The sequence below is a fragment of the Acinetobacter sp. NigerLNRRAM0016 genome (assembly GCF_054112845.1).
On record NZ_JBSYVT010000005.1, the window covers coordinates 51,151 to 73,083 of the forward strand.

Below are 21,933 nucleotides of genomic sequence, written 5' to 3' on the forward strand. Positions count from 1 at the left end.
AATATTGGTGCAAATAGTAATCATTATTATTATCAATGTAAAACGGTTATTAACTTTTTATCATTCAGTCACGTGTCTTAACGCCTATGGCACTATGTAATCTAGATACAGTCGCTGCGAACTCTATAAGATATCTTTATTTTCTGAGATTCTTTTCAGTTTATTCCTTACCAACTAAAACATAGTTACTTTCTTTTATTATTTTTTTAAGGATATAAACCACATTCTTTTAACAGGATCTGCTCATGTTAGAATGCAAAGCATCGACTTGATAATAATTGAGAGAAACTCATGCCGTATAACTTTGCTGACTATTTGGATTAAACAGTTTATGGGTATTGCTATCTTCTGTCTGATTCTCGGTTTTATTATTGGCTATTTATTTCGTGATTCTCGTAAAGAGACAAATGCCCCAAATGCTAAAGCCAGACCCAATACACGAAATGTTTATTTGAGTTTTAACGAAAGACAACGCGCCAAACTTCAACATTACAGCGATGCAGATCGTATTCGAGAGCTTAATTTACTCTCTCCAAATGAAAGCAAATTCATGCGTTTATTACAGCATCATTTTCAACATGAATTGTTGATTATTAAAGATCGTCGCTTTTATATTGCAGATCAAGACCGCTACCCGATAGCAATCTTTGAATATCGGGATGGTTCCAAAGAACTTAAAGTCCAAGACGTGGAAGATGGTATTCCCGTTTTTATTTATAAGGCGATTCTTTCCAGTGATGCCATTGCTGAAGACTATCTATTCATGAAGAACAATAACTCTGCGAGAAAGTAGAACTATCTCATAAGTCCTTTTCAAATATTCCCTAACAAGCCCTCTCATCCTTGCCTTCTCTAAAAATGAGAAGGCATTTAAATGTTGAAAGTATGGACTACTCATCAGTTGCGTATAGCCATTCACCATCCAACGCGATAGATCTGACAACCAGCTTAATCGTTAGTTTTAATGAAAAACAACACTCCAAATTAAACGCAATGCAATTCCAGCCAAGAGCACCCCCATCATTTTTTCAAGTACCGCGTTGTATTTGAGAAAACTTGATCGAATGTTGGGTCGTGTGAAGATCAAACTGACGCCTACAAACCATAGCGCATTCACCAAACACATCCATCCTCCGTAAAAGATCTGAATGCCTAGCGGTGTTGTTGCATTTACAATGCTGGTAAAAATTGCGAGAAAGAAAATGGTTGCTTTGGGATTCAAAGCATTGGTTAAAAAGCCCGTCATAAATGCTTTCTGAGCGGTCATCTCAGCTAAATTGGATGCTTGATCAATGCTCAATTCAAGTGGTTTGGAAGCCCCTTGAATACAATTCCAGCCTAAATAAAGTAAATATGAGGCACCTATCATTTGGAAAATGCTCATAAAATTTTGATTCTGAGACAAAATCAGTCCAACCCCAATGAGGGTATAAAACACATGGACTGAAATACCACAGCCTATGCCCAGCGCTGTTATACATCCAATACGATGACCATAGAGCGTGCTTTGTCGAACCGTCACTATAAAGTCAGGTCCAGGAATAATCACCGCGAGAAAATGGATAAGCGCTAAAGTTAAAAATTCATGGCTATAAACACTCATCCCGCATGTCCTAAAGCTAATCCATAACGTATAGTGAGTTTTCCTTTCTTGATTTCAATTTTCTGAATCTCAATTTCACCTATTTCTACCAGCGATTGGACATGTGTACCACCACATGGATAGGCATTGAAATGACCAAATGCAATTTCACGAAAGCCCTCAATATTGATCGTGATTTTGGCAGGAAGATCAGCATCAATCGCCTGTTTAAGAAGGTTTTTTAGATGCAGATAATCTATTTCTTCGTTTTTTTCAGTTGCTATAAATTGTACTTTGGCATCACTTGGCCAATGCTGTGCTTTAGTGGGCTGCCACCCGTAAGCCTCTACAATATGTCCGATTAAATGCCCTGCACTATGTAACCGGCTATGCAAATGTCGCTGCTGTTGATTTACTTTTGCAGATACATGACCTAGGGGAATAGCTTGTTTGCACTCATGAATAATGTTGCCATTTTCAAATGCAACATGAATGACTTCGCTCTCTGCAATCGTTCCGACATCACTCGGCTGTCCTCCGCCCTGCGGATGAAAGGGCGTTTGATTTAAGACGACTTTGAAATTTTCATTCGCAAGTTGTTCACATGATAAAACTTCAACTTCATGTTCGGTAATACCATATAAATAAAGATTTTTTTCCATCAATCACAATCCATTCCAGCTTATGGAAAAATTGTATAACGTTGTTCTGATCGTGATAATCTATTAAAAAACCAAATAACTTTTGCCTTATGAGCACAAATCAAAATCTAAACTTACTGAATGAAATGGCGACATTTGTGAAAGTGGTAGAAACCAATAGTTTCTCAGAAACGGCACGGCAGATGGGGACTACGCCATCAGCAATAAGCCGAGCGATTTCAAGGCTCGAAAAAGCTTTGGGGACGCGATTAATTCAACGCACCACACGAAAACTGCGTTTGAGTGAAAGTGGACAAGCCGTCTATGAGCGTTGCCTCGACATGGTGAATGCTGCACAAGCCGTAATGGAGAGTTCAGAGAAATTTCATGCGGAACCACAAGGACAAATTCGCATGAGTGTACCTAAAGCAGTTGGGCATTACTTAATTCACCCGCATTTACCAGAGTTTTTAAGACTGTATCCCCAAATAGACATTCAACTGCTTTTAGAGGATCGCTATGTAGATTTGATTGAGGATGAAGTTGACCTTGCGATTCGTATTACGGAAAAGCCACATAATGGCTTAATGGGGCGAAAACTGATTGAAATTGATCATGTGATCTGCGCATCTCCCGAATATTTAGCGGAGCATGGAACACCACAACATCCACACGATTTAAAGGAGCATTCTTGCATTTATTTAGGCGAACAAGCCATTGATTCAAAATGGAAATTTCAACAAGGCAGTAAAAATATTTCAGTGCATGTTAAAGGTCGCTATGCAGCCAATCATACTGGAGTGCGGCTAGATGCTGCCTTACAACATATTGGTATTGCTAGTTTGCCGTACTTTGTTGCCAATCAGGCCTTGCAAAATGAGCAATTGATTCAAGTCCTGCCCGACTGGTATTTCAAAACCTATTATAGTGGTGGTGCATGGCTCCTTTACCCAGCCACGAAGCATTTACCGCCTAAACTGAAAGTTTTAATCCAGTTTCTCGCTCAGAAACTTGAACAAGCGCCAACATTGTTAAGACCAGATTGATAAAAGATGAGCAGACAATCTGTCTAAAGCTTTATAAGATGGATCAATAATGAAGTGTTGGGATAAGCAGAAAAACAAATAGATCAGAATGAATTAAGATTTAAAAAAAATATTTTAGGCATTGTATAGATCCATTTAAGTGATTTTTATTTTTGATTTATACAATGCCTGAATTGATTATTGAATCAAGGTATTCCAGATATAATCCATGCGCTGAGAATAGATTACTTTACTGCGAATAATATAAACATCCTGAAAAAAATGATAATTATCTAAGACTCTTAATTTATTTTCTGCAATCTCTTCTTCAATTAATAGTTTAGGCAGCCAAGCAATGCCTAGTCCTTGTAAAACCAAGGCTTTTAGATCACCCGCATTATCTGTTTCATATAAAATTCGATAATCAAGTTTATCTTCAATTTCACGATCAACACATTTTCTCAAATATGCTTGTTTACTGTACGACAGTAAAGGGAAGTTTTGATCTAAACTGTATTTTTCGTATTTATCACGTGCAGATGCGACAGGTAATATTTCCATTTTCACAATTTTATGAAATGCAAAAATTGCATGGTCCAATTGTTTTAAAGTTTCTTCATCACAATAGCAAATCAAGAAATCACATGAACCTTCTTTCAATAATCGCATGCCCTGTTTCATGTTTGCTGCAATAATTTCAAGTTGTAGATCTTTAATATCTGTATATAAATTGTGAATGAAGTTCGGAAAAAACTGTGTGATTAATGAATGAGAAACCGCAAACTTGATTGAAAGCTCATTGTTTCGGATGTTTTTCTCCAAATACTTAATAGTTGTATCTAGTTGATTTTGTATATTTTTTGCGGAAGATAGTAAAATTTGTCCTGCATCTGTAAAGTCTACGTTCTTGCTATAGCGTTTTAAAATTTGAAAGCCAAGTGCATCTTCTATGGCTTGAATTCTGCGTGTGAAAGCAGATTGTGTTACATGTCTGAGTTCAGCCGCTTTTGAAATTGACTTCTCTTGTTCTAGAGCAAGTAAATCTTCAATCCAGCGAATTTCCAATGACATTTGCGTTGTCCATAATTTAAACGGTGCTATTAATTATACAGTGTTATGCAAAAATTGCATGGATAAATATTTTTTTACATTAGCCAGCATGAGGGTTCTGGCTCTAAGATAAATTTAACCCCGATATAGAGCTTCTCTAAATGAATATTGAAATTAAATCACGGACTGAAAAAGACTTACTCGGTTTTAAAGAAGTCCCTTTCCATTGCTACTATGGTGTACAAACGCTTAGAGCTTTAGAAAATTTCAATTTAAGTCCTAATAAATTAAGCCATTTCCCTATTTTTATTAAAGCATTGGCAATGGTTAAATCTGCATGTGCAGTATCGAATTTTAAATTAAATAAACTCGAAGAAAATAAATACAATGCGATTCAATACGCATGCCAACAGTTGATGAATGATTTATATCATGATCAATTCCCAATTGATATGATTCAAGGTGGTGCTGGTACTTCAACCAATATGAATGCAAACGAAGTTATTGCAAATATTGGCTTGGAATATATGGGTCATTTAAAAGGTGAATATAAATATTTACACCCGAATAATGACGTTAATATGTCACAATCAACCAATGACGTATACCCTACTGCCATTAAAGTTGGTCTATTATTTTCTTTAGATAAACTTAACAGACCATTCCAAAACTTAATTAATAGTTTCCGTGCAAAATCTGAAGAATTTGCGCATATTTTGAAAATGGGTCGTACACAGCTACAAGACGCTGTGCCTATGACTTTAGGTCAAGAATTTGGTGCATTTGCCAATACTTTGCAAAATGACTTGAATATGCTTTACAGCATCATGCCGAATGCATTGAGTGTTGTGAATTTGGCTGGTACTGCAATTGGTACGGGCATCAACACTGAAGTTGAATACCGTTTACATGCCATTGAAGCGTTGGCACAAATTACACAAAAAAATATCTCTAGTTCGCCTGACTTAATTGAAGCAACTTCAGATATGGGTGATTTCGTTTTATTGTCTGGTTTCTTAAAACGTACTGCGACTAAACTTGCGAAAATTGCCAATGACCTTCGTTTATTATCGAGTGGTCCACGTGCAGGTTTAAATGAAATTCATTTAGAACCACGTCAACCAGGCAGTTCAATCATGCCAGGTAAAGTGAACCCTGTAATTCCAGAAGCAATGAACTTGGCTTGCTACCAAATTATTGCAAATGACTTGGCAATTACCCTTTCTGCTGAAGCAGGTCAGTTACAGTTAAATGCTATGGAACCGTTAATCGCGTTCAAACTTTTCGAATCAATTGATTTGTTAGGTAAAGCTATGCGTATGTTCCAGCAAAAATGTATCGAAAACATCCAAGCTAATGCAGAGCATTGCCAACACTTGGTCGACAACTCAATCGGTATCATTACTGTATTGAACCCATACCTTGGCTATGAAACAACAACGCGTATCGCTAAAGAAGCAAACGAATCTGGTCAAAGTATTTTGGCGCTGATTAAAGCTGAAAACTTGCTTTCAGATGAAGTTTTAGCAGAAGTTCTTTCTGTACAAAACATGGTACACCCTAAACAGTCTGCTTAAGCAACTGTTTTAATATTTTAAAATTAGAGAAAGGAACTTAGTCATTAAGTTCCTTTTTTGTTACTGTACAGCCTAAATTTGACTGTAAATTTGAAAAATTGATGATGTTTTGATTACCATACCCACTCGCTAGTTTATTGTGAGTGTCATTTACGATCATTTCTGTATGCCGTTTGTTTTTCAATTCTTTATTTCTCTTCGATTTTAATTTTTAAAATCTTCGATGTAATGACTCACTTTTCTAGTTTTACATCCTTCTGTTTTAAAGCCATAACGAATTCTCAGCATCAGTTCATTTCTATAACACTTGCTCTATCTATTCTTTTTTAATCTTGTTTAGGAAACTTACATGCTTAAAAAATATGCTGCTCTGACGAGTTTACCTATTTTCTATTTTTATTCACCACTGGCCTTGGCTGATGAGGCAAATTTTGAATTTTCTGGGGTGGTCAATAGCAACTATCAATATAAAGAATATGCTGCCACTGAAAAAAGCAAAGCTAAATTTAATGACCTGACGTTGTATTTAAACTATCAAAAGGATCAATGGTCTGGCGCAGTGACCGCACGTTGTTACCAATTCGATGAATTATGTGATTTTACTGTGTTGTCAGATGCCTATTTTTCTTATCAATTTGATCCGAGTAAGTTGCTCACGGTGGGATTACAGCCTATTCCTTTTGGTGCCGATACTTATTGGGACAGCAGTTATTATGAAAGTATGATGTATACCTTAGGTATGCAAGACACGCATAATTTAGGCTTTCGTTATGATCATCAAATTCAGCAACATGCATTAAGTATTGGTTATTTCCCCAGCGATGGTGGCAACTATATTGGTACAAGTCCTGATTCATCGCGCTATAGTGCTAATTTTGTAAAAGGCAGTTCACTCGATACAACCCGCATCAAAGAACAGCATATGCTCTTTGGTAAATACAGTTATCAGCATAAATATGCAGACTTAGATTATAAAGTCGGCAGTTCTCTTTGGTATTCCCAACTCGACAACCAAAACACGCATAAAACAGGTTCACGCTTGAATGGCAATATTTTTGCCAAAACCACAAAAGATCAGTTTGATTCGACCTTAACCTTGGGCTATCAACAGATTGATAATGCGCAAGATGACTTAAATTACTCCACTTTCGGATCTTTTGATTCCGAATATAACCTTGCCAATAAAGCTTATTATTATGTGGCAGATCTAGGTTATCGAATACCTGATCAATTTCAAACCCTGACTGGCTTCCGTCCTTATTTGGTGCTCAGCGGTCTTATGAAAAAAGATAACCAGCCAAACTCCTATCGCAATATTGCTGGACTGCAGTTTGACTATAAGCAATTGCGGGTCAATGCCGAATATATGTGGGCAAAGAATGATGCATTTATTGGTGGTGATATGAATGCTTTTGCTGATTCAAAAGATACGGACTGGAAGCAATTCTTCTACCTGAATTTTGCCTTTACCTTCTAAAGCCAAAGAGATGTGATCAGACTCGGCTGAGCACATCTCTATGACATTTAAGACAATCGGTTGCGAAACAACCAAGCTGCCAAGGGCAAAGTAATACAGGTCAGGACAATCATTGGAATAAAATCATATTTCACTTGGGAAAATTCAGCCCCTTCCAAATACACACGTAACACCAAATCAATGCCAAATCGTAAAGGATTGATATAGGTCGCAATCTCAAGAAACTGAGGCATATTCTGTACGGGTGTCAGTAATCCAGACAACAACATAAGCGGCATAATCAGCAAGAACGTAAAAAACATGGCTTGTTGCATATTCAATGCAATTGCAGAAATAGACAGCCCAACCCCCACAACCGCAACATTAAAGCTAATCAAGCCTAAATACAGCAAGCCAATCGAGCCTTGCATCGGGATTTGAAACCAAAACAAGATAATCAGAAAAATAATCGTAGATTGGATTAAGCCAACAAAGATCGGCGGCAAAGCTTTGCCAATCATAATTTGTACAGGGGTATATGGGGTCACTAAAAGTTGATCGAATGTCCCTTGCTCCCTTTCCCTTGCCACAGATAAAGAAGATAGCAGTAAGGTTTGCATCATACTTAAAGCCGCAATCAAAGATGGCATGATCCCCCAGCGTGACTCATGATTAGGGTTATACCAAGTTCGCGTTTCTATTGTTAAAGCGGGACTGTTTTGTAAATACTTTTGATTAAACTGCTGCACAATCGTTGAAATATAGGCACTTGCTGCTCCCGCGGTGGAAGAGTTCCGCCCATCGACAATCACTTGAATCGGTGATGCTTGTTGCTGCGTCAATTTCTGTTCAAAATCTTCGGGAATGGTAATTACGGCCAGAGCTTGACGCTCATAAATGATCGGAGCAATTTGCTGACTATTTTCAAGCGTGGCTGTACGGTGGAAGATACCTGAGCCATCCAGCTTGGCGATGAGTTCTGTCGATGTACGGCTATGGCTTAAATCCAGAATGGCATAGTCCACATTATTAACATCATAAGTAGCCGCATAACCAAACAATAAAGACTGAATCAGCACTGGTGCAAACAATACGGTTCTGTTCGCTGGATCACTAAATATGACCAGAAATTCTTTTCTGACCAAGACAGCCAGATATTGAAACCATGCTAAAAAGCGATGAATCATGTCTTTATCTCAACTGTTTTTTAAGTGATTTACATGCTGCAAACATCAGCGCAATGACATAAAGCATAAGGATACTGCATTCCTTGAGCCATAATCCCCAATCATCTCCCCCCAGAAATAGGGTTTTAATCAGTGACATAAAGTGTGTTGCAGGCAGTATCTGGCTAATGATCTGTATCACTAAAGGTAAATTTCGAATATCAAATACAAAGCCTGATAGCATCATTGCAGGCATAAAACTGGCTAAAAGTGCAAGCTGACTGGCTTGAAACTGACTCTGAGAAAAGCCCGAAATGGTTAGCCCCAATAATAAGGAGACCAATAAATATAGAAAACAGGCCGTTAAAATTGCAAACATTGAACTGCGCATTGGCACGTCAAACAAAACGGAAGATGCAATCAGACAGATCACTATATCAATCAACCCAACCACTAAATATGGGATGAGCTTGGCAATCACCAATTCTAAGGGGCGTACTGGCGTGACAAACAATGCTTCCAGCGTGCCTTGTTCTCGTTCTCTGGCAATCAATAAACCTGTCAGAAATGCCCCGATTAAGGTCAGTACCAAAACAATTAAGCCAGGAACCAAGAACCATGTACTGTTTGCCGATTCATTAAACCACATCCGTTGTTCTACGCTCACCGTCGCTTGGTTAGCGGTTGCATTCTGTCGTTCAGATTGTAAATTTAAACTGTTGGAAATGGCGCCTGAGACATAACTTTGCATGCTGGAAGCAATACTGGTAGAACGACCATTGGTCAGTAATTGAAGTTTGCCATCCCCTTGTAATTGCGCTGCCTCAAAATTAGCAGGAACCACTAAAATGGCATCAACTGCATCATTTTTAATTGCAGAAATGGCTTCAGGCATGTTGTGAAATTGCTGTGCCGTTAGATACGGACTACCGTTAATTCCAGCCACAATTTGCTGCGTCTGAGGAGAGGATTGCTCAACCACGACCGCAACACGCCCGTTGCTTAGGTCAAAAGACAAGCCATAGCCAAACAGCAGAATCAGAATAATCGGTAATAATAATCCAATCGCGAGACTACTTTTGGCACGTAACAGTTGGATCGACTCTTTACGCGTTAAGGCAATCAAACGAATCAAGAAAGAAGACTGCATTAGACACTCTCCTTTTCTATTGACTGAACCTGCCGTGCCTGCTCAACAATGGCGATAAAAGCACTGTTCATATCTTTGCCAGCATGTAGTCCTGCTTGTTGTCTTACCTCCTGAGGAGAGCCAAGTGCCAGTAACTTTCCAGCATCTTGAATGGCAATACGGTCACAGTATTCTGCTTCCTCCATAAAATGGGTTGTGACAATAATGGTAATACCGCGGTCTGCAAGCTCTCCGATGGTGTGCCAAAACTCACGGCGTGCCAGAGGGTCAATCCCGCTGGTCGGTTCATCTAAGAATAAAATTTCAGGTTCATGTAGCAGTGCAGCCGCCATAGAAAGTCGCTGCTTAAATCCCGCGGGCAAGTCCCCGCTTTTAGCTTCAGGTTTTAAATGGAACTGCTGCAACATTTTTTCAATTTGCTGCTTCAGCCTTTTGCCTGAAAGCCCATAAGCCCCGCCAAAGAATTTCAGATTTTCATGCACACTCAAATTTCCATATAGGGCAAATTTTTGCGACACATAACCAATTTTGGCGCGCGCATGAGCACGTGCAGTTCTTAAATTTACCCCTGCAACTTCGAGCATCCCACTACTGGCAGGTAATAAACCGCATAACATGCGGAAAGTTGTGGTTTTACCTGCACCATTGGGTCCTAGTAAACCGAAGATTTCCCCGCGATGCACATCAAAAGAGGTACTGGCAACCGCAGTAAAATCACCAAATTTTCGCACGAGATTTTGAACGCTGATGACTTTTTCATCGCTATTATTGGGCTGGTCAAACTTTAAAGCTTCTGAAGTTTGATCCTCTTCCTTGTTATTTTGAATCAATGCCTTGGGTGCTGACTGTTGCTGTGTTTGATGCAAAATCAGCATAAAAGCATCTTCTAATTCAGCGGGTCTGGATTGAGCATGTATATTTTGTGGCAACAGTTGTTCTGGAAAAGCAGCATAATCTTCTTGGGTGATAAAACGAACCACTTCACCTTTGGGTACAGCATCGCAATACAGCGTCGTATTGTCTAATAACGCTGCTTGTAACACCCGTGCTTTCATGTGTTTTGGTGGTACGGCTTGCCATGTTCTGCCTTGTGCATATTCTCGCAATTGGCTTGGTGTACCTTGCTGGATCACCTGTCCCTCATACATTACATAGACTTGATCACAACGTTCTGCTTCATCCATGTAAGCCGTGCTAATGATGACATTCAGCTTTTCTTCCTGAACTAATTTTTCGATGATGCCCCAAAGATCCCGACGGGAAAGCGGGTCTACACCGACACTGGGTTCATCGAGCAGTAAAAGTTCAGGCGAGCGTACCAGCGTACATGCCAATCCCAATTTCTGCTTCATTCCACCTGAAAGTTGACCTGCCAATCGCTTGGTAAAAGCAGCCAAATCGGTAATGTGGAGTAAACGTTCGAAACGTTGCTGACGGACGTGTTGCGATACCCCATGTAAGTCTGCATACAAATTCAAGTTTTCAATAATGCTTAAATCTTCATACAGTCCAAAGCGCTGTGGCATATAGCTAATTTGGTTTTGAATGGCTTGCGCATGTTCAGCGACATTCAAACCCAATACGTCAAGTTGTCCTGCTGTCGGCTGATATAAACCTGCAATTAAACGAAGAAAGGTGGTTTTCCCTGCACCATCTGGACCAACCAAAGCAGTGAGTTCGCCTGCTTTAATCTGCATATTGATATTGTTCAGCGCGCAAGTATCTTCAATGTGTTTTTGTTGAGACTTAAACACATGCTTCAAATCTACCGCCTGAAGAATGTAGCTCTCACTCATGTTATTTTTTCTCTGGCGCTGAATTTACTGATGGCTTGATTTTTACCGTAACAGGCTGTCCCATTTTTAATTGATCGGTCGGGTCTTCGACATAAACACGCACTTCATAAACCAAGCTGGTGCGAATATCTTCTGTTTGTACTGTTTTAGGGGTGAATTCTGCTACAGATGCGATATATCCAACTTTTCCCTGAATGGGTTGGTCAGGCAAGCTATCCCGATAAATTTGCGCCAAGTTTTCCAAATGTATCTGATTCAATTGTGCTTCATTGGCATATATCCGCACCCATTTCGGATTGGTCAGTGCAAGCGTATAGACTGCTTTTTGTGCATTGGTCATATCCCCGACTTCTTGAAGACGAGTACGCACCACCGCATCATTCGGGGCAATAAGTACCGCCTGTTTTTGTTGATATTGGATATATTCTAGATTGGCTTTGGTCGCCTGATATTGGGCTTTGGTTGCTTCACGATCTTCTTTACGTGCGCCTTGCAGTAATAAATCCAGATTGGCTTGACGCTCTTTGACCGCAGCCTGAGCTGTATTTTTATTGCTTTGCGCAGCGTCAATTTCCTGTTGGCTAATGGCTTTACCCGCACTGCTAGAATTTAAAGCCAACAGACGTTGCAATGCCTTACTGGTTTTGTCTAGCTCTGCTTGTGCAGAAGCAATTTGTGCGCGTGCCTGCACAATCTCTTCAGGTCGCGCTCCTTCATCTTGGGTCAAAATCGCCTGTTGCTGGATGTTTAATTGTGCTTCGGCTTGCTTTTCTTGAATGTCTAGTGCAGAAGTGTCAAGTTCTGCCAGCACTTGACCTAACTGAACATGATCACCTTCTTGCACGTGCAAAGTTTTAATTCTTCCAGTATTTTCAAAGGCTAAAGACACCTGACGAATATCCACGTTACCGTAGAGGGTTAGGTCACTTTCGTTTGAACGATGTTTAAAGTAAAACCAAGCCCCAACACTCCCCACGATTACTGCTATTAAAATAATGACTGCAATAGCTGTCTTTTTCATCAGTGCTAGCCTTTTCTAATTGTGCTTATGCTACAAAGTTTAAATTCAATTTAAATTTAAATTACCATAAGAGCAGGATCAAAGATATACTTCATCTTAATATACATTTGGGTGAAAAGATGTCCAGAACGAGACGTAGTGATGGCGATGTAACAAAGACGAAGATTCTTGAAGCCGCAGGTCAGCTAATTGCCCAATTGGGTTGGGCGAAAACAAGTAACAAGGAAATTGTTAAACTGGCTGAGGTTGATCTTGCTGCCATCAATTATCACTTTGGTGGACGTGATGGCTTGTATCAAGCGGTACTGAGCGAAGCACACGCCCATTATCTGAATGAGCAAGAACTTCAGGCTATTGCCGATTTGCAATGTGATCCAGAAGAAAAACTGGGCATATTTTTTGAAACATTGGTGGTTAAATTGGTCGAACACGATGTTTGGCACGGCAAAGTTTTTATACGTGAAATATTTTCACCTTCCGCACATTTATTAAATTTTTTTGAAACTGAAGGCATGCGTAAGTTTCAAATTATACGTCGTATTATGAGCCAAATTACCAGTCTAGATGAAAATGACCCGACCCTATTGCCCTGCATATTTAGTGTTGTTGCACCCTGCCTAATGCTGATCATGACCAGTTTGGCTGTTCCTGGTCCATTACAAAGTATGCGTTACATTCCTGCCAAGCAATTGACACAACACTTTAAAACCTTCTCTTTGGCGGGTTTAAAAGCCGTTGTAGAAGCGCAAAAGCAATCGATCCCACACTAAAAAATCTAGTTTTATTTTAATTCATAAGCCTGCTTACACTTTTTATAGTGAAGTAGGCTTATATCATTTAGCTACAGTTCTAAGCTTTCATTTTTTAAAAGAGTCATTCCATAATAAGAGCACCCACTCAGCATAATAATAAGGAGTGCAACAATGAATAAAGTAAACGGAAATGTAAGTCGTGAAGTCCATGATCATCTTTTACTGATTGGTTTAGATCGGGTCAGCAAAAGAAATGCCTTTGATAGCCATATGATTTTAGCGTTATCGCAAGCCTTGACCGATTACGAAGCTGATCCAGCTTTACGTTGTGCAGTCATTTTTGCACATGGTGAACACTTTACCGCGGGGTTAGATTTACTTGAGTTGCAAGATAAATTGGCACAAGGAATTTTTAACTTTAGTGCAGATCAAATTGATCCATGGGGTGTGAGTGGTAAGCCCAGAACCAAACCCGTCGTGGTTGCTGTTCAAGGAACCTGTTTTACCGCAGGAATTGAATTAATGTTGAATGCAGATGTTGTGATTGCCAGTGAAGACTGTAAATTTGCGCAAATGGAAGTACAACGTGGCATTATGCCATTTGGCGGCGCAACCGTACGTTTTATTCAAGCCGCAGGCTGGCAAAAAGCCATGCCCTATTTATTAACGGGGAAAAGTTTTACATCTGCCACAGCTTTAGATTTAAACCTGATTTCAGAAAGTGTCATTCGTGGTAAGCAGTTCACGCGTGCTGTAGAAATTGCCCAAGAGATTTGCAAGTCAGCACCACTAGCAGTTCAAGCTCTAATTCAATCCGCACAAGAAGCGAATTTGAAAGGTTCAGCTCAAGCATTGCAAAATTTAGCTTCATATTTGCCTGCATTATTTCAATCGGAAGATGCACATGAAGGCGTGATGGCAATGGTTGAGAAACGAAAACCTGTATTTAAAGGGAAATAAATTTGAATTATAGAGTGTTATTTTAAAAATATTAATCTATTGAAAGATAGAGCAAAATTGATATAAATGGCGGTGATTGATTACTGCTTTTCGTACTTCAAAGTATATTCAAAGATCAATTCATCAGATGTTTTATCAACATCTTCTTATAGACTAGCTAAAGAAACTGACTTAGAAACCTTGCACCATGTTTGACGCTTTCCAGCAACAATTAAAACAAAATGATTTTACTCAACTAGAGATAGAACAACTAAGGCATTCAGCAAAACGAATTGAATTACCGACGCGGCATATCTTGCTCCATCAAGGTGAAGTTGCTAAAGAGATTTTCTTTCTCTTGGATGGAATATGTCACGCCAATTACCTGACGGACAAAGGTAAAGAGTTTAGCAAACAGTTTTATTGGGAAAATGACTGGATTATTGGCTTTGAAAGTCTAATCGAGCAACGACCTTCACCCTATCAGCTCGAATCTCTTACCCCATGCTCTATTCTGTCGCTGTCTATTGAAACATTGAGAACATGGCGTGCGCAAAAGCACAGTATTTATCTAAAGTTGCTGGAAACGCAACTCATGTATAAGGAAAACAAAGAACGCTTTATGTTGCTCTATACCCCTGAAGAGCGCTATGAACTGTTCTGCCGACATTATCCTCACTTACTAGAGCGCCTCAACGATTATCAAATTGCGGCTTATCTTGGCATTACTTCTATCAGTCTAAGTCGTATCAAAAAGCGTAGCCAAAATTAACAATTGTTAATGCTCAGATTCCCAAGCCTTGTTACATTTTAGACTTTATCCATAGCATGACAGCAATAGAATGATTACTTGGCAACTCAAATTGTTTTCTCAACTAAGCACAATGCAACTCTATCAACTCCTTCAACTGAGAGTTGATGTGTTTGTGGTTGAGCAAAAATGTCCTTATCCAGAATTGGATGGCAAAGATTACGGACAAGATGTTCACCACTTATTAGGTTATCAAGCTGACAAACTCATTGCCTGCGCGCGCCTATTGCCAAAGGGAGTGAGTTACCCTTCAGTTAGTATTGGCCGTGTGGCGATTGCAAAAGGTCATCGCGGAGGTGGCTTGGGGCATCAACTGGTACAAGAGGCTGTGAGTGCTTGTGGAGTGTTATGGCCTAGAGAATCGATTGAGATTGGTGCTCAAGAGCACCTTTCAGAATTCTATCAGAAGCATGGATTTATCCCGACTTCGGCCATGTATTTGGAAGATGACATTCCACATATCGATATGAAGTTGGAAAAATAAGCGTGCCTTTATCTGTAACTCATGTTGCGATAGTACTTCTCATCATCGGTAACTTTGCCACTTCACTTTCTGATGTTGCGGTAAAGTTGCTGAATGGTGAAATCTCAACCTTTCAATACATTTTTATACGCCAATTGTTTTCTACTTTGGTTATTTGCCCTTTATGGCTGAAGCAGTCTAAGCAGCAGCGAAAGCTGTATAGTCCTAAACTCAATCTATTTAGAGCACATCTGATTATCATCGGCAGCGGTTGCATGGTTGTGGCCATAACGCACTTAACGCTAGCAACGGCTAATGCGGTTTTTTATGCAGCACCACTGGTGATGCTACCGTTATCCATTCTACTGCTCCGCGAGAAACCCACTCTTGGGCAGAGTGCTGCAACGCTTTTAGGTTTTATTGGGGTTATCGTTGTGTTGAGACCATTACAATTTCAGTGGGCAGCCATCTTCGCGCTCGTGACCACTATAACTTTAGCGCTATTTAACCTTACTGCGAGAAAATTACCAGAGCAGCAAACGGTGATCAGCACGCTCTTTTGGACATCGTTACTTTCACTCCCTATTTCAGCGAGCCTAGCACTGTTCTACTGGGTACCTATTTCGAGCATACAGCTGTTGTTGATTTTAGCGAGTGCAGCTTTAGTACTGATTTACAATGGATTGGCTGTGGCTGCGTATCAGCGGGCACCCGCGAGTACAATTGCTGTAGCAGAGAACTCAGGGCTTATATTTGTCACTTTAATTGGTGTGATATGGTTCAATGAAGTGCCAGATTCACTGACTATATTGGGGATCTTCCTAATCATACTGCCATTATTGCCTTGGAATATATGGCTTAAAATGAGGCCAGTGTCGACTCAGGAATCTGAAAAGCCGAAAAGTATGATTGAGTAATATCAAGTTGAAACTTATAGAATTGTCACTAGACTTAGCGCTCCTCAAAACATAACAGACAGTGCATAAATGAATCTACTGTTATAGTTTTTTAGCGCAAAAGTGTATCTACTGATATTGCTTGTGTCACCGCATAATCATGACAGATCTTAACAGAGTGAGTTTTGTAATGAACGATGATCACGGTGCAAAGAAACCCGAAAAATATGCAGACAGCTCCATTTCAGACAAAGCCTTTAAACGTATGATTCTCTGGTTTTTCTTATATTGTGCTTTTTTCTGTATCTGCGTGATTTTTGTGGTAAATGCCGATTCTGCTTTTATGCCTTAAGCCACTGAAACACTAAATTTAAAAATTGATCTGTTAAAATAATGCATCAGTAACCAAGACTTTGAGCATGGTGACTGATGCAAATGATCATGTACCAATAAATTAAAAAAATTATAAAGATACGCAAAATGTTAAGTCTAAGAACTTGTCTTAAATCCATCTAAAAATTATGGTGTTTATGCCCTGCAGAATCAGTTAATATTTTTTAAAATAATTATACCAATCTGAGAAATATATGAGTGCAGAAGCCACATCTATCAGCCTTCTATCCCCTGTCATATTACTCACGGCTGCAGTGATCGCAGTCCCCTTAATCAAGCGCCTAGGACTAAGCTCTGTATTGGGATATTTAATTGCAGGATTAATTATTGGTCCATTTGGTCTGGCATTTTTCTACGATTCTGCGTCTATTCTGCATATCGCTGAGCTTGGTATTGTAATGTATCTGTTTGTGATTGGACTAGAAATGCGTCCATCGCATTTATGGAGTTTAAGAAAAGAAATTTTTGGATTAGGCACATTACAAATTATTGCCTGTTCATTGGGGCTAACAGCTGTAGGTTTGGTCTATGGCTATTCTTGGCAAGTGAGTTTTGTGTGTGCTGCGGGCTTTGTACTCACCTCGACTGCAATTGTGATGCAACTTTTGGGTGATCGTGGTGATATTGCTCAACCACGAGGACAAAAAATTGTCTCGATCCTGCTGTTTGAAGACTTATTGATTGTACCTTTATTGGCAATTGTCGCTTTTATCGCACCGAATCATGTAGTTGAAAGTACTTCTACGCGTTTGCAGAGCATTGGGATTGGTTTAATTTCAATTGCAGGTTTAATCGCTGCGGGCTATTGGTTACTTAACCCTTTATTTCGCTTATTAGCCGCAGCCAAAGCCCGTGAAGTCATGACTGCAGCAGCACTCTTGGTGGTGCTCGGTGCAGCATTACTGATGCAAGTCAGTGGCTTATCAATGGCCATGGGGGCATTCCTTGCAGGGGTATTACTCTCCGAATCCACTTTTCGCCATCAGATTGAAGCGGATATTGAACCGTTTCGTGGCATATTGCTCGGGTTATTTTTTCTGGGCGTAGGCATGTCATTAGACCTTAATGTCGTGAAAAATAACTGGGCGTTAATCTTAAGTGCTGTACTTCTGCTGATGTTTGTCAAAGCATCTATGATTTACCTGATTGCACGCCTGACCAAAAGTTCACACCCCGAAGCACTCGATCGCGCATTACTGATGGCTCAAGGGGGTGAGTTTGCTTTTGTACTCTTTACTGCCGCCATGAGTGCTCAAGTTATTAGTGCTGTTGAACGCTCTAACCTGACTGCGATTGTGGTCTTATCGATGATATTGACCCCCATCATAGGCATTCTATTTAAACGTTTTACCCAAACTACAGAACAAACTTCTTTGGAAAATATCCGTATTGCCGAAGGACTATCTGGAAAAGTCCTGATGATTGGTTTTGGTCGTTTTGGACAAGTCTCCAGTCAATTACTGCTTGCTCGAGGCATTGACGTGACCATCATTGATAATGATATCGACATGATTCAAAACGCTGAAAGATTTGGATTTAAAATTTATTATGGCGATGGTTCCCGTTTAGATATTTTACATGCCTCGGGAGCAGATACGGCTGAAGCAATTGTCGTTTGCGTCGACCATAAAGAAACGACGAATAAGATTGTAGAGTTGGTGCAACATGAATTTCCTTTGACCAAGTTACTGGTTCGCTCTTATGACCGTGAACATGCACTGCATTTAGCAAAACAAAATGTAGATTACATGATACGCGAAACCTTCGAGTCGGCAATGCTATTTGGCGGTGCGATTTTAGAAGAATTGGGTGTTGACCAGAGTGATGTTGAAGAAATTAGCCAAGAAATCCGAGAACGAGACAATGAACGTTTTGAAACAGAAGTTGCAGCAGATGATGTTTATGCGGGTGTCGGTTTGCAATACACAGGACCGCGTCCGACTGCACCCTTAATTACACCAAAGCACACAGGGCAAATTCTGAATGAAGGTGATACGCAGCAATAATTTTGCGTGTTAAACCCAAATAAAAAAGAGGTCTGTGTAAACCTCTTTTTTATCTTTTGAGATATGTTAACGCGCTAAAATTTCATGGCACATTTGTCTTAACCATTGATGACTGGTCTTGTGATGGCAAGACATATGCCAGAACTGCTTGACGCTATACGTCGGGAAAGAAATTGGTGCATCAAAAATTTGTAAATTGCCGCGAGATAACAGCACTTCACTTAAGTAGTAAGGAACTGTGGCAATCGCATCTGATTCCTGCACCACCAAACCCACACCTAAGTAACTAGGTAAGCGCATGATAATATTGCGTTTTAAGTCCAATCTTAACAGCTCATTTTCAATATGATAATTACCAATACCCGCATCAATATCAATATGTGACTCTGCCAAATACTGTTCGATGGTCAAATGATTTGGGGTTAAGCGCGGGTGATTCTTTGCCGCAATCACCACATAATATTGTTCAAATAACAGTTGTTGATAGAAACCATTTTCCATATGCGGCAAGAAACCAATCGCAAGATCAATTTCACCATTTGCCATTTGATAACTGGTTTCAGAGGTAATGGGTCGTACATTCAATCGGACATGCGGTGCATGCTGTTTCAAATACTGTGAAATCTTTGGCAACAACACTAAGTGCGATACATCGGTCATCGCAATATTAAATTGCTGATGCGAGTTCATTTCATCAAAATCGATGGTGAAATTATTAATTAATTCAATACGGTTCAGCGCTTCACTGACCAATGGAAATAACTGTTTGGAGAGTTCCGTTGGCATCATTTCATTGCCAATACGTAAAAACAGTGGATCGTTATAATGCTGACGGATTTTATTCAGGCTATTACTCACTGCAGGTTGGCTCATGCACAGTTGTTCTGCCGCGACAGAAACACTTTTAAATTTATACACGTAGAAAAAAATGCTGAGCAATTTACAGTCAAGTTCAAACACTAAATTTGGAATCCTGTTCTTTTTGAAATAGGTTTATATCATCGCTTTTTTTTATAAGATCTCCAATATCAAATTCTACCTTTTTATGTGATTGTATGTATTTTCTAAAGCTTTAGCCTACTAATTGCCCTGCTTGCATTGTTAAGATTTGCGCATCCAAACTTTCTAATTCTTCAATATGATGAGTGACATAAATCATGGGCAAATTTAGCTCATCTTTAATGCGCTTTAAAAAGGGCAAGATTTGTTGTTTGAGCTGAATGTCCAAGCCTGTAAGCGGTTCATCCAGCAATAATAAATCTGGCGAAGATAATAATGCGCGTCCTAAACAGACGCGCTGTGCTTCCCCACCTGAAAGCTGATGTGCTTTGCGCTGAATCAGTTTCTCTAATTCTAAGAGTTGAATAATCTGCTCATAATGAAACTTGATTTGCGATGTATTTTTAAGTTTTTCTGCATATTTCAAGTTTTGCTGAACATTGAGATGCGGAAATAATAAAGCTTGCTGAAACACCAATGCCACATGCCGCTGATGGGGAGCAAGATCAAGATTTTGCGTAGAATCAAATAAATACTGTTGATCAAGGCAAATACTACCTGACTTCGGTTTAAGTAAACCCGCAAGGTTTTTTAGAAATGTCGTTTTGCCACTCCCCGATGCACCGACTACACCTAAAATCTGTTGTTGCATTTCGAGCTGAATATGTAGATTAAACTCGCCGCGCTGGTAATGGAAGTTACAGTTCAACATAGCCTAACCCCCAATTCGCTTTTGATATTTCTGTAAAATGACATAATTGGCGATTAAAGCACTAAACGCCAACAACAACGATAACATCACCAGACGCATTGCCATCTCTTCGCCATTGGGTTGCTGAAGAAATGAATAAATGGCGATGGGGATGGTACGGGTTTCATCAGGAATATTGCCAACAAAGGTAATGGTTGCGCCAAACTCCCCCAAGCTTCTGCTAAAGCACAAAATACTCCCAATGATGATGCCGGGAATTGCCAGTGGCAAACTGATACTGCAAAACACACGGAGCGGGTTTGCCCCCAAGGTTGCTGCAACTTGTTCCAATTGTTGATTAATCAGTTGAAAGGATAATCTGATGGGCTGCACCATCAGCGGAAAGGCAACAATGATGGATGCGAGTACAGCTCCTTTCCAATTAAATGCAACTTGAATACCCAATTGATTTAAATACCGTCCTATCCAGCCCTGCTGACCAAATAGTACCAACAGCAAATAACCCAAAACGACTGGGGGTAAGACCATTGGCATTTGTAAAACAGCTTCGACTAAGAATTTAAGTCGGAACTCGTAACGTGCCAGCACCCACGCCAATGCAATTGCGAATGGCAAGCTAATGATTGTGGCGAACAGTGCTACTTTTGCCGAGAGGTATAATGCACTGAGCTCTTCTGGACTTAACATCACATTGTCCTGTTACTTCAACACAAAACCGTAGCGTTGAAAAACCTGTTTGGCTTTGCTGTTCGTACGTATATATTGCTCAAACTGTATCGCCTCTTTATTGCGCATCCCTTGTTGGGTTAAAGCCATTGGATAAATAATGGGGTGATGGGTATTCTCGGGAAAAGTTCCAATGATTTTGACTTTTTGACTGATGAAGGCATCGGTCTTATAAACGATTCCGACGGAACATTCGCTACGTTCGACAAACGCCAATGCTGCACGGACATCATCCGTTCCAACAATTCTACCTTTTAAATCATCCAGCCAGCCCAGTTTAATCAAACTTTGTTTGGCGTATTTCCCTGCGGGAACTGATTCCATCTGACCTGTACAGAGATGTCCTTGAAATGAACCTGAAAAGTTAAATTGTGGCTTGGCTTGAAATGGAATGTTCAATTGCTTCGGACTAATCAGTACCAATTGATTCAATAAAAATGGTCGGACCTGTGTACGCTGAATTTTCTGTTTTTGTACCAGATACTCCATCCAGTCAAGGTCAGCAGAAAAATAAATATCGCTACTGGCACCTGCTTCAATCTGTTTGGCTAAAGCAGAAGAGGCTGCAAATACAGGAACAAGCTTAGTTTGAGGAGATTGGGTTTGGTAGAGTTTTGAAATATCCGTTAAGGCATTGGTTAAACTTGCAGCCGCATAAACTTTTACCGTTGCAGCATGCCCTGTCGCTGTCAAAAGTGTCAAGATTCCAAGTATGACTGCATTTACGACTTTCATTTCACCACCACGCTTTGCCCTAATAAAAATACATGAA

22 protein-coding genes are annotated in these 21,933 nt (G+C 39.8%); 11 read left to right on the forward strand and 11 right to left on the reverse strand.

What is annotated here, in order from left to right; translation table 11 throughout:
• Positions 1–331: 331 nt before the first annotated feature.
• Entirely contained in the window at positions 332–793 is a 462-nt protein-coding gene (locus ACWQ4X_RS05185; protein ID WP_457902948.1) for a hypothetical protein, read from the forward strand.
• Between the two features lie 168 nt (positions 794–961).
• On the opposite strand, the gene ACWQ4X_RS05190 is transcribed toward ACWQ4X_RS05185, so the two are convergent.
• Together ACWQ4X_RS05190 and ACWQ4X_RS05195 are read right to left on the reverse strand one after the other, a co-directional pair.
• Positions 962–1,603, reverse strand: a complete 642-nt coding sequence (locus ACWQ4X_RS05190) for a LysE family translocator (RefSeq protein WP_457902949.1) — start codon at positions 1,601–1,603, stop codon at positions 962–964.
• A complete protein-coding gene (locus tag ACWQ4X_RS05195) occupies positions 1,600–2,244 on the reverse strand; it encodes an alanyl-tRNA editing protein (RefSeq protein ID WP_457902950.1) in 645 nt (214 codons plus the stop codon). The genes ACWQ4X_RS05190 and ACWQ4X_RS05195 overlap by 4 nt, the downstream gene beginning before the upstream one ends.
• A gap of 89 nt (positions 2,245–2,333) precedes the next feature.
• On the opposite strand from ACWQ4X_RS05195, the gene ACWQ4X_RS05200 reads away from it, so the two are divergent.
• Positions 2,334–3,269: a LysR substrate-binding domain-containing protein gene (locus ACWQ4X_RS05200; RefSeq protein ID WP_457902951.1), complete on the forward strand. Its 936-nt coding sequence runs from the start codon at positions 2,334–2,336 to the stop codon at positions 3,267–3,269.
• Positions 3,270–3,446: 177 nt separating this feature from the next.
• On the opposite strand, the gene ACWQ4X_RS05205 is transcribed toward ACWQ4X_RS05200, so the two are convergent.
• Positions 3,447–4,319 (reverse strand): LysR substrate-binding domain-containing protein, encoded by an 873-nt coding sequence (locus ACWQ4X_RS05205; RefSeq protein ID WP_100240796.1) that lies wholly within the window; start codon positions 4,317–4,319, stop codon positions 3,447–3,449.
• Between the two features lie 140 nt (positions 4,320–4,459).
• On the opposite strand from ACWQ4X_RS05205, the gene ACWQ4X_RS05210 reads away from it, so the two are divergent.
• Both ACWQ4X_RS05210 and ACWQ4X_RS05215 read left to right on the forward strand, forming a co-directional pair.
• Positions 4,460–5,875, forward strand: a complete 1,416-nt coding sequence (locus ACWQ4X_RS05210) for an aspartate ammonia-lyase (RefSeq protein ID WP_457902952.1) — start codon at positions 4,460–4,462, stop codon at positions 5,873–5,875.
• Positions 5,876–6,224: 349 nt separating this feature from the next.
• Positions 6,225–7,352: a porin gene (locus ACWQ4X_RS05215; protein ID WP_457902953.1), complete on the forward strand. Its 1,128-nt coding sequence runs from the start codon at positions 6,225–6,227 to the stop codon at positions 7,350–7,352.
• A gap of 47 nt (positions 7,353–7,399) precedes the next feature.
• Here the strand turns inward: ACWQ4X_RS05215 and ACWQ4X_RS05220 are convergent, their stop codons facing one another.
• Genes ACWQ4X_RS05220 through ACWQ4X_RS05235 form a run of 4 tightly spaced genes read right to left on the reverse strand, consistent with a single transcriptional unit; the run spans position 7,400 to position 12,464 of the window.
• Positions 7,400–8,518, reverse strand: coding sequence for an ABC transporter permease (locus ACWQ4X_RS05220; RefSeq protein WP_457902954.1), 1,119 nt, complete (start codon positions 8,516–8,518; stop codon positions 7,400–7,402).
• A 4-nt stretch (positions 8,519–8,522) separates the two neighbouring features.
• Positions 8,523–9,647, reverse strand: coding sequence for an ABC transporter permease (locus ACWQ4X_RS05225; protein WP_457902955.1), 1,125 nt, complete (start codon positions 9,645–9,647; stop codon positions 8,523–8,525).
• Positions 9,647–11,443 (reverse strand): ATP-binding cassette domain-containing protein, encoded by a 1,797-nt coding sequence (locus tag ACWQ4X_RS05230; protein WP_457902956.1) that lies wholly within the window; start codon positions 11,441–11,443, stop codon positions 9,647–9,649. The genes ACWQ4X_RS05225 and ACWQ4X_RS05230 overlap by 1 nt, the downstream gene beginning before the upstream one ends.
• Position 11,444: 1 nt before the next feature.
• Entirely contained in the window at positions 11,445–12,464 is a 1,020-nt protein-coding gene (locus tag ACWQ4X_RS05235) for an HlyD family efflux transporter periplasmic adaptor subunit (RefSeq protein ID WP_457902957.1), read from the reverse strand.
• A 119-nt stretch (positions 12,465–12,583) separates the two neighbouring features.
• Between ACWQ4X_RS05235 and ACWQ4X_RS05240 the strand changes: the two genes are divergently transcribed.
• From ACWQ4X_RS05240 to ACWQ4X_RS05270, 7 genes are all read left to right on the forward strand, one after another.
• Positions 12,584–13,234, forward strand: coding sequence for a TetR/AcrR family transcriptional regulator (locus ACWQ4X_RS05240; protein WP_457902958.1), 651 nt, complete (start codon positions 12,584–12,586; stop codon positions 13,232–13,234).
• 153 nt (positions 13,235–13,387) lie between these two features.
• A complete protein-coding gene (locus ACWQ4X_RS05245) occupies positions 13,388–14,176 on the forward strand; it encodes a crotonase/enoyl-CoA hydratase family protein (RefSeq protein WP_457902959.1) in 789 nt (262 codons plus the stop codon).
• 187 nt (positions 14,177–14,363) lie between these two features.
• Positions 14,364–14,927, forward strand: coding sequence for a Crp/Fnr family transcriptional regulator (locus tag ACWQ4X_RS05250; protein WP_457902960.1), 564 nt, complete (start codon positions 14,364–14,366; stop codon positions 14,925–14,927).
• 70 nt (positions 14,928–14,997) lie between these two features.
• Positions 14,998–15,450 (forward strand): GNAT family N-acetyltransferase, encoded by a 453-nt coding sequence (locus ACWQ4X_RS05255; protein WP_457902961.1) that lies wholly within the window; start codon positions 14,998–15,000, stop codon positions 15,448–15,450.
• Between the two features lie 2 nt (positions 15,451–15,452).
• Positions 15,453–16,346 (forward strand): DMT family transporter, encoded by an 894-nt coding sequence (locus ACWQ4X_RS05260; protein WP_457902962.1) that lies wholly within the window; start codon positions 15,453–15,455, stop codon positions 16,344–16,346.
• 169 nt (positions 16,347–16,515) lie between these two features.
• Positions 16,516–16,677: a hypothetical protein gene (locus tag ACWQ4X_RS05265; RefSeq protein WP_171334027.1), complete on the forward strand. Its 162-nt coding sequence runs from the start codon at positions 16,516–16,518 to the stop codon at positions 16,675–16,677.
• A 235-nt stretch (positions 16,678–16,912) separates the two neighbouring features.
• The gene (locus ACWQ4X_RS05270) at positions 16,913–18,724 is read left to right on the forward strand and encodes a monovalent cation:proton antiporter-2 (CPA2) family protein (protein WP_457902963.1); all 1,812 of its coding nucleotides are present in this window, start codon (positions 16,913–16,915) and stop codon (positions 18,722–18,724) included.
• A gap of 66 nt (positions 18,725–18,790) precedes the next feature.
• Here ACWQ4X_RS05270 and ACWQ4X_RS05275 read toward each other — a convergent pair whose 3' ends face one another.
• From ACWQ4X_RS05275 to modA, 4 genes are all read right to left on the reverse strand, one after another.
• Positions 18,791–19,684 (reverse strand): LysR substrate-binding domain-containing protein, encoded by an 894-nt coding sequence (locus ACWQ4X_RS05275; protein WP_100240809.1) that lies wholly within the window; start codon positions 19,682–19,684, stop codon positions 18,791–18,793.
• Positions 19,685–19,796: 112 nt separating this feature from the next.
• Positions 19,797–20,435 (reverse strand): ATP-binding cassette domain-containing protein, encoded by a 639-nt coding sequence (locus tag ACWQ4X_RS05280; RefSeq protein WP_142768744.1) that lies wholly within the window; start codon positions 20,433–20,435, stop codon positions 19,797–19,799.
• 3 nt (positions 20,436–20,438) lie between these two features.
• Positions 20,439–21,122 (reverse strand): molybdate ABC transporter permease subunit, encoded by a 684-nt coding sequence (modB, locus tag ACWQ4X_RS05285; protein ID WP_457902964.1) that lies wholly within the window; start codon positions 21,120–21,122, stop codon positions 20,439–20,441.
• A 12-nt stretch (positions 21,123–21,134) separates the two neighbouring features.
• On the reverse strand, positions 21,135–21,896 hold the full coding sequence (gene modA, locus ACWQ4X_RS05290; RefSeq protein WP_457902965.1) for a molybdate ABC transporter substrate-binding protein: 762 nt from the start codon (positions 21,894–21,896) through the stop codon (positions 21,135–21,137).
• Between the last annotated feature and the right edge of the window lie 37 nt (positions 21,897–21,933).